Here is a 7750-nt window from a genome sequence, read left to right as displayed (position 1 = left end):
GTGTCTTAGGGTCTCGTGGGCTCGGAGATGTGTTTAAGAGACAGTCGGCGACCAGTCGGTCGTAGGCGAGCGCGACCGTGTTCCTGGAGATCTCCAGCCGGCGGGCCAGCTCCCTGGTCGGGGGCAGCCGCTCGCCCGATCTGAGGCGGCCGTCGAGTATGGCGTCGAGCAGCTGCCGGTAGACCTGTGCGGCCAGGTCACCCCGGCTGCCGAGGCTGATGTGAACGTCCAACTTGGCCCAATCATCTTGCCGGAAATTGGAGCTTATATCGGGACAAGGTGGGATCCAAGATGAGTGCATGACAGAACGCATGGATCTCGGATCACTGGCCCGCGAGGCGTACAAGGGGATGGCGGGGCTGGACGGGTTCGTCACCCGCAGCACCCTGCCCAAGCCCCTCCTGGAGCTGGTCCGGCTGCGCGCCAGCCAGCTCAACGGCTGCGTCTACTGCGTGGACATGCACAGCTCGGACGCCAAGCAGGCGGGGGAGAGCGACGCCCGCCTGCACGCCGTCGCGGTCTGGCGCGAGGCGCCCTTCTTCACCGAGCAGGAGCGCGCGGCCCTGGCCTTCACCGAGGCCGCCACGAAGCTCACCACCGGCGACATCACGGACGAGGTGTGGGAGCGGGCCGCCGCCTGCTTCACCGAGCCGGAACTGGCCGCGCTCGTGGTGGCCGTGGCGGCCATCAACGCCTGGAACCGGATGGGGGTCGCCACCCGGATGGTGCCGGAGTCGTACAAGCCATGAAATATCGGCGAATCCTGGCACAGGCGCAGCTGGCGAACTCTCTCGGCGACGGCATCTACCTCGTCACCTCCGCGTTCTACTTCGCCAGGATCGTCGGCCTGTCGGCCACCGAGATCGGCCTCGGCCTCACGCTGGGCTGGGCCGTCGGCTCGGTGGCCGGCGTACCGCTCGGGCACCTGGCCGACCGGCGCGGGCCGCGCGGCGTCGCCGTGCTGCTGGCGCTGACGACGGCCACGGCGGTCGCCTCCTTCCTGTTCGTCCGCACGTTCGTGCCGTTCGTGCTGGTCGCCTGCCTCTACGGGACCGCGCAGACCGGCCTGTCGGCGGCCAGGCAGGCGCTGCTGGCCGGGCTGGTCGAGCCGGCGCGGCGCACGGCGGTGCGGGCGCTCCTGCACGCCACGCTCAACGGCGGCCTGGCCGTCGGCGCCGCGCTGGGCGGCGTGGCGCTGCACCTCGACAGCCGGCCCGCGTATCTGGCGCTGTTCGCGCTCGACGCGCTGAGCTTCGTCGCCGCCGCCCTCCTGCTGCTCAGACTGCCCGCCGTGCGGCCCACCCCGGTCACCACGGGCCCCCGGCTGGCGGTGCTCAGGGACCGCCCCTTCGCGCTCGTCACGCTGATCAACGCGGTGCTGCTGTTCTACATGCCGATGCTCAGCCTGATCGTGCCGCTCTGGATCGCCACCCGTACCTCGGCGCCCACCTGGATGGTCTCGGTCCTGCTGCTGATCAACACGGGCGGCGTGGTGCTCTTCCAGGTGCGGGTGGCGCGGCGGGTGAACAACCTGCGCGACGCGTCGGCGTCCGTCCGGTATGCGGGGCTGGTGATGTTCGCGGCCTGCGCGGTGTTCGCGCTCAGCCCGTACGGGTGGGCGTTCCTGATCGTGGCCGCCCTGCTCCAGGTCGGCAGCGAGTTGCTGCTGGCCGCGGGGGCCTGGGAGATCGGCTTCGGGCTCGCGCCCGACGACAAGCAGGGCCAGTACCAGGGGTTCTTCGGCACGGGGGTGGCCGTGGCGAGGATGCTCGGGCCCGTCGTCCTGACGACGCTCGTGCTCGGCGGCGGGACGCCGGGCTGGCTGCTGCTCGGCGCGGTGTTCGCGGCGGCCGGCGCCGCGATGTCCCCGGCTGTGAGATGGGCGCTACGTGGACGTCCGCAGCCGCAGGCTGTCGCTCACCACGAACCCGCTTGAGGGCCGTGCCCGCTCAAGAGGGCCATGCCCGCCTCCGCGATCAGTGAGCAGGTGAGCAGGTGAGCAGGCCGGGTGCGGCCGGCGGACAGGGCGGCCACCGGCCAGAGACCGGGGCAGGCGATGCAGCCGCTCGACCGCCCGCTCCTGAGCACTGCTGGAAGGCGTCAGTGGCTGTGGTCGTGGGTGGGGGACGGGGCGTGCCCGTCGGACAGGGTGGCCGTGACGGTGAAGCTCGCCGTACGGACCTCGCCGTCGTGCCGGAAGTCGAGGAACAGCCGGTAGTCGCCGCCGCTCGGCGCCTGGGCGGAGAAGGTGATCTCCGGCCCCGCCTTGCCGCTGCCGTCCGGATGCACGTGCAGGTAGGCGAGGTCACCGGCACGCAGCGCGACCATGTGGCCGTAGGCGCCGAGGTACGGCTGGAGGTCCGTCACCGGCTTGCCGTCCTTGCTGACCGTGAGCGCGAGCTTGCCGGCTCTGCCGGGGACCAGGTCTCCGGCGAGGTTCACGGTGTAGTCGTCGACCGTGGCGGTCCGGCTGACGTGCGGCAACGGCTCGGGCCGGAAGTCGCCCGCGGCCTGCAGGTCCGCGCCGAGCGTCAGCTTCCCGCCGCCGGTGGGGATGAAGTCGGCGAACGCCCGGTACGTCCCCGGCTTCGGCAGCGCCAGCCGTACCGACCAGGTGCCGTCGGGGGCCATGGCGGGATGTACGTGCTGGAAGGCCGTCAGGTCGCGGGAGGCGACGATGAAGTGGAGCTTCTTGTCGTGCTCGACCTGATAGGAGGTGACCGGCCGGCCGTCGGGCCCCGTCACGGTGAACTTGAAGTCCGCGGGGGCGCCGGCGGTGAGCATCGTGGCGAGCGGATTGAGCGTGTAGCCGTCCTGCGACACCTGCAGCCCGCCGGGAGTGTCACTCGTTGCCGGCTGCCCGGTGTTCGCGGTGTGCCCGGTGTGCCCGGCGTGTCCGGCACCGCCATCCCCTGCACCCCCTCCATCGGCCGCATGCCCGCCGCTGTGCTGCACCGAAGCCTGCCCGGGGGCTTCCCGAGCCGAGGTCGGCTGGACGGCCGGGTTCGCCATCCGCCCGACGCCCAAGGCGCCACCGAAGACCACCGCCAGCCCGAGGGCGTAGGTGCCGACCTTGGCCGCCGCATTCATGACCGCCCCACCAACTCAGGCCCGGCCGCCTGACTGGCGCAATGTCCACCGGATACTGGGTTCAAGCTCACACGTTCAGGTACGGCGGGCGCACGGACAACGTTCACCTGAGACGTCGCGCAGAGGCACGGCGGCGGACGAGCCCCCACCCGGAGTTGCCCCCCACCACCTGGAGGTTGTCATGCCACCCATTCCCACTGAACCAACCAAAACGACGCCCTGACCTCCCGAACCCCCCTCCTTCACGCATCTCGGCGGGATATTTGGCATGATCGGGTTGTTGTCCAGACGGGGGCACGGCAACGGTCACGGGACAGAGGTCCTCCCGGCACCACCTCCGGCTGACGACCACCAGTCGACCGACGACCAGTCGATCGACCACGCTGGCAACGCACGTCAGAGCCACAGAGGCGTCAAAGCTACAGAGGCGTCAGAGTCGGCAACAGGGTCGCCGGAAGGTGGGCAAATCATCTCAGCAAGAGCCGGCAACAATCCTGAAGCCGCATGTGTCCAATCGCTCGTTCGTTGTCCAAGATCGGACGGGTATAGCGCTCCCACCAGGGGCGGAACACCTGTCCATCGCTCGTTCTCCGCACATTCCGCACATCTGGTCCGTGCACAACACAGGGACCGCAGCCAACCCTTGCTAGGCTGCATGTCAACCGTTGGGTCTCACCCCGGCAGGTGAGGCCGTCGAAGAAGTGGGGTCACACCGTGAAGAAGCTGCTCGTTCTGGCGCTGATCGCCCTTGGGGGGTTGCTGATCTGGCGTAAGGTGCAGGCCGACCGCGCAGAGCTCGATCTCTGGACCGAGGCGACCGGCAGCGAGAACTAACCGACCGGCGAGGCGATGAGTGACATCATCCCCATCAAGCTGGCGTGCCTGGACCTGGCAGGCACCACAGTCGGTGACATCGCCATGGTCGAGCGCGCCTTCGCCGAGGCGATCGCGACTCAGGGCATAGTGCCCGGGACCGGAGCATACGCGCGTGCCATGGTTCACGTGCACCGGTCCCGGGGCTGCCCCAAGATCGATGTCTTCCGCGGGATCTTCCCTGGAAACGAAGCCCAGGCCCAGGCGGCGAACCTGACGTTCGAGCGCTCCTACGAGGGCGCGCTGGAGCGTGCAGGTCTCGTCCCCATGCCCGGGGTCCCGGAGGTCCTCGACAAACTCCGCGGCACTGGCATCAAGCTCGCCCTGATCACCGGCTTCAGCCGGGCCACCCTGGGTCGCGTCCTGAGCGTGCTCGGCTGGCACGACAAGATCGACCTGGCCATCTCCCCCGAAGACGCCGGCGGTCGGGGCCGCCCCTGGCCGGACATGGTCCTGCACGCGGTCCTCCGGCTCGGCGTGGAGGACGTACGCAACGTGGCGGTCATCGGCGACTCGGAAAGCGACATGCTCTGCGGCAAGCGCGCGGGGGCGTCGATCGTGGCGGGGGTGATGACCGGCGTCCACAGCAGGGAGCGACTGCTTAAGGGCGGCGCAACCCACATCCTCGACTCGATCGCCGACTTCCCGAGCTTGGTGCTGAGCGATGACCTTGGGACGACGCAGGTAGCTTCCTCGGCCCGGTAAGCTATCTTCGTCGAAGGGGCCTTAGCTCAGTTGGCAGAGCGCCTGCTTTGCAAGCAGGAAGTCAGGAGTTCGAATCTCCTAGGCTCCACCATCGAGGCGACTCGGGTAGGTGGTCCTCGGCCGCCCATCCGTTGCCCGATTACCGAGTGGGCTGCCGGGGTCCCGCCCCGAGCGGTCCTCGCTCCGCTCGGGCTGTTCTTCCTGAGGCGCGCCTCCGGCGCGCAAGGTCATCACGAAGGGCGCTTCGTGCACGGGACTCAGCCGTCTCTCAGCCGAGCCAGAGCCTCGACCCCTGCAGGCATTCGCTCCGCTCAGACATTTCTTCTTTGGAAGCGCAGGCTGCGCCCGCGCTTCTATCGGTACGGCTGGCGTTGGCAACGTTCGCGAGACCTGCGGCTCGGATGTAGCAGCCGGTAACCATTCTGGCCAGCACGGCCGAGGCCCGTTTGGAGGGCGCCGCAGCTTCAGTTCCTTGTCCTCGCGGCGGATGCCGATCAGAACGGTGATGTAGCCAACCAGCAGGACGATGCCGAGCAGTCCGGCGATGAGAAGCTCGATCATGTCCGCGTCACCCCCGCTATGGCCGTACGGCGCGGGCCAGGCGTTGGACGGCGGATCCCGTCGAGCCGCACCCGCTCCCGGCTCCGAGCGGTCTGCTTCTTGATCCAGCGATCCCGCACTGGGCACTTGCCACACCGAGGTCTGCTTTCGTCCAGGGGAGCTGCACTCGCATGCGGGCGCGGGCAGCGCCGCCAGGTAGCTGCATGAGCGCCTTGAGGTCGGTGAGGGTCACATCTCTGCCTGGACCTCCTGGCGTTGCTACAGGACTCCGCGGAGGTATACCGTTCGCTATACTGCCGTACGTGGCAGACGAGTGGGACGTCTACATCGTGGACGAGGTGCGCGAGTGGATCGAGCAACTCGACGACGCGACACAGACGTGTTGTGCAAGCGATCGACGCGCTTGCTGAAGGAGGACCAAGTCTGGGACGGCCGCTGGTCGACACGATCACCGCTTCGCGTCTGCAGAACTTGAAGGAGCTTCGGCCGGGGACTGTGCGGATCTTGTTCGCCTTCGATCCGTGGCGGTCCAGCATCTTGCTAGTCGCGGGTGACAAGGCCGGACGGTGGAATGCCTGGTATAACCACGCCATCCCGCTCGCCGAGCAGCGCTATGAGATCTACATGAAGGAACGACAAGCGGAGGAGGGCAGATCATGACGGGATATGTGCGCTGGCAGGACATTCGTGCTGAGCACGTCGAACGTGCCGGCGGTGAGGACGCTGTTGAAGCGGGCAAGCAGGAACTCCTCGCCAAGGTGCAAGGACACCGACTTGCTGAGATCCGCCGTAGTCGAGGACTGACCCAACAAGCCCTCGCACAGCGTATGGGGGTCACCAAGGGCCGCATTTCGCAGATCGAGCAAGGCAAGATCTCTGGGCAGGACGTGCTTGCCCGGTACGCCACTGCTCTTGGTGGTCGGCTTCATCAGTCGATCTACTTCGACGATGGTGACATCGCCGCCATCGCTTGACGTGAGGGCGAGAGGACGTCTTGTACGGTGTCTTGGCCGCGGTGGGGTCGCTCTTGTGGCTGAGCAGGCCACCGTACGCGTCCCGCTGTTCTTGGCCTTTCCCCTCTTGGGTCGTCGGGATAATGCGACGTTGGCTGGGGTGCTGTGTACAGCAGCAAGTACAGCAACGCCGGCTTACGTGATCACACGTCATCAGCTCACACCTGCCATCTGACCCCGTTTGCAAGCAGGAAGTCTGGAGTTCGAATCTCCTAGGCTCCACCAGCGAAAACACCCCCGCCACAGACCATGTGACGGGGTGTTGTGCCATTCACGTGCCATTAGCCAGTGGGGACCCGGACGCTCGCGCTGCCGTCGTCATCTCCCCTTCTTTGGCGTCTTCTTCGCCTTCTTCCGCCCGGCCTTGGCGCGGGCCGAGAGCGCGTTGGCGATCTTCTGGTCAGCGTTTCGGAGTGGCGTGCTGGTAGATGAGCGTGGCCCGGTCGCTGTCGTGTCCCATGCGCGCTTTCAGGTCGGCGAGGCTCGCTCCTGACTGGGCCACCAGGGTGTTGCCGGTGTGCCGAAGACCGTGGAAGCGCAGCCCTTGCACGCCCATCTCCTTGAGCGCGTCACCCCACTTAGCTTCGCGGCGGAAGTTTCTCCCTCGGAGGAACGCCCCGAGCTTGCCGACGAAGACGAAGGCGACTTCGGCCTCGTCAACGCACGCCGCCAGGTGTTCGACGAGAACCGGGACGATCACCGAGGGGATGCTGACGGTCCGCCGTCTGGCTTCGACTTGAGCGGCCCGAGGCGCATCTCGCCGTTGTCGAGTTCGAGGAGCTGTTCCCGTACGTTGACGGTGCGAGCCTGGAGGTCGACGCTCGACCGTCGAAGTGCCGTCAGCTCACCCCACCGCAGACTGGCGAAGGTGGTCAGCAGGACCATGGCCCGGAAACGGCGGTCCGCCATCCGGTCGGCCAGCTCGAAGACCTGGGCAACGGTGAGTACCGGTCGTTCCGGGGTGTGCTCATTGCCCGCGCCCTATGTGACGCTCCAGCAGCCAGGTATACAGCTCCAGAGTCTTCGGCCGAAGCCCCGGACGCTCCCTGACCCAGTCCCGCGCGTAGACGGTCACCCTGGCTCACCGAGCAGCGTGGCTGATCGTGGTTCGGCGGCGGACGGCACACGGATGCGCAAAGATCATTGAGCGTGGCCCCTGGCGGTGTCAGCTGAGAGGAAACGTCCGTGATCGACTCTACTTACAGCAAGTGGTTTCGCCTGCACACTCAGCTGGTCGTCGACTTGACGTGGTGTTCTGCCACCAAGATTGACGACGTCCTGGCTGCGTATGGCATCTCATCCGAGAGCACTCAGCCTGCACGCTTCAATGCTGAGGACGTCGACGTGCTCATCGGGCGCCTCGGCAATGGCACCGTCAACATGAATCGCCCCGGTTCCGGTGGAGACTTGATCTCTTGAGAGGATCGAGTCCATGCCAGGTAAGTCCCCCTATCCCGCTGAGCTGCGCCGCCGAGCGGTGCGGATGGTCGCCGAGGTGCGGCCGGATT

At 67.3% G+C, this 7750-nt stretch carries 9 protein-coding genes, 1 tRNA gene and 1 pseudogene; 8 read left to right on the top strand and 3 right to left on the bottom strand.

Going from position 1 to position 7750, the window contains the following annotated elements; genetic code table 11:
* A partial coding sequence (locus ETD85_RS57975) for a GntR family transcriptional regulator (protein WP_138698359.1) occupies positions 1-232 on the bottom strand: 232 nt, incomplete at its 3' end.
* Between the two features lie 79 nt (positions 233-311).
* On the opposite strand from ETD85_RS57975, the gene ETD85_RS57970 reads away from it, so the two are divergent.
* Together ETD85_RS57970 and ETD85_RS57965 are read left to right on the top strand one after the other, a co-directional pair.
* Positions 312-749, top strand: coding sequence for a carboxymuconolactone decarboxylase family protein (locus ETD85_RS57970; RefSeq protein WP_240780099.1), 438 nt, complete (start codon positions 312-314; stop codon positions 747-749).
* A complete protein-coding gene (locus tag ETD85_RS57965) occupies positions 746-1936 on the top strand; it encodes an MFS transporter (RefSeq protein WP_138698357.1) in 1191 nt (396 codons plus the stop codon). Before ETD85_RS57970 ends, ETD85_RS57965 begins: the two co-directional genes overlap by 4 nt.
* 164 nt (positions 1937-2100) lie before the next feature.
* Here ETD85_RS57965 and ETD85_RS57960 read toward each other — a convergent pair whose 3' ends face one another.
* Positions 2101-3090 carry a hypothetical protein gene (locus ETD85_RS57960; RefSeq protein ID WP_138698356.1) on the bottom strand — a complete coding sequence of 330 codons (990 nt, stop codon included), beginning with the start codon at positions 3088-3090 and terminating at the stop codon, positions 2101-2103.
* Positions 3091-3804: 714 nt separating this feature from the next.
* On the opposite strand from ETD85_RS57960, the gene ETD85_RS66455 reads away from it, so the two are divergent.
* The 5 genes from ETD85_RS66455 to ETD85_RS57940 all read left to right on the top strand — a co-directional run bounded on the left by ETD85_RS66455 (position 3805) and on the right by ETD85_RS57940 (position 6203).
* On the top strand, positions 3805-3924 hold the full coding sequence (locus ETD85_RS66455; protein ID WP_020542320.1) for a DLW-39 family protein: 120 nt from the start codon (positions 3805-3807) through the stop codon (positions 3922-3924).
* A gap of 15 nt (positions 3925-3939) precedes the next feature.
* Entirely contained in the window at positions 3940-4668 is a 729-nt protein-coding gene (locus ETD85_RS57955; protein ID WP_138698355.1) for an HAD-IA family hydrolase, read from the top strand.
* A 15-nt stretch (positions 4669-4683) separates the two neighbouring features.
* Positions 4684-4759, top strand: a tRNA-Ala gene (locus ETD85_RS57950).
* A gap of 854 nt (positions 4760-5613) precedes the next feature.
* On the top strand, positions 5614-5889 hold the full coding sequence (locus ETD85_RS57945; RefSeq protein ID WP_338087266.1) for a type II toxin-antitoxin system RelE/ParE family toxin: 276 nt from the start codon (positions 5614-5616) through the stop codon (positions 5887-5889).
* On the top strand, positions 5886-6203 hold the full coding sequence (locus ETD85_RS57940) for a helix-turn-helix domain-containing protein (RefSeq protein ID WP_138698354.1): 318 nt from the start codon (positions 5886-5888) through the stop codon (positions 6201-6203). Before ETD85_RS57945 ends, ETD85_RS57940 begins: the two co-directional genes overlap by 4 nt.
* A 439-nt stretch (positions 6204-6642) precedes the next feature.
* On the opposite strand, the pseudogene ETD85_RS57935 reads toward ETD85_RS57940, so the two are convergent.
* A pseudogene (locus tag ETD85_RS57935) lies at positions 6643-6957 on the bottom strand (tyrosine-type recombinase/integrase); the annotation flags it as partial.
* Between the two features lie 470 nt (positions 6958-7427).
* Between ETD85_RS57935 and ETD85_RS57930 the strand changes: the two are divergent.
* Entirely contained in the window at positions 7428-7661 is a 234-nt protein-coding gene (locus tag ETD85_RS57930; protein ID WP_138698352.1) for a hypothetical protein, read from the top strand.
* Positions 7662-7750: the final 89 nt, after the last annotated feature.

It is taken from the genome of Nonomuraea zeae (assembly GCF_005889725.1).
Taxonomy (GTDB): domain Bacteria; phylum Actinomycetota; class Actinomycetes; order Streptosporangiales; family Streptosporangiaceae; genus Nonomuraea; species Nonomuraea zeae.
Note: the sequence above shows the minus strand (reverse complement) of the source record. Positions and strands in the feature narration are given on the sequence as shown.

Excerpts from the sequence above, each read along its gene's own strand:
- ETD85_RS57965 (WP_138698357.1), top strand. The coding sequence starts at position 746 with ATGAAATATCGGCGAATCCTGGCACAGGCGCAGCTGGCGAACTCTCTC.
- ETD85_RS57955 (WP_138698355.1), top strand. The coding sequence starts at position 3,940 with ATGAGTGACATCATCCCCATCAAGCTGGCGTGCCTGGACCTGGCAGGC.
- ETD85_RS57940 (WP_138698354.1), top strand. The coding sequence starts at position 5,886 with ATGACGGGATATGTGCGCTGGCAGGACATTCGTGCTGAGCACGTCGAA.
- ETD85_RS57960 (WP_138698356.1), bottom strand. The coding sequence starts at position 3,090 with ATGAATGCGGCGGCCAAGGTCGGCACCTACGCCCTCGGGCTGGCGGTG.
- ETD85_RS57970 (WP_240780099.1), top strand. The coding sequence starts at position 312 with ATGGATCTCGGATCACTGGCCCGCGAGGCGTACAAGGGGATGGCGGGG.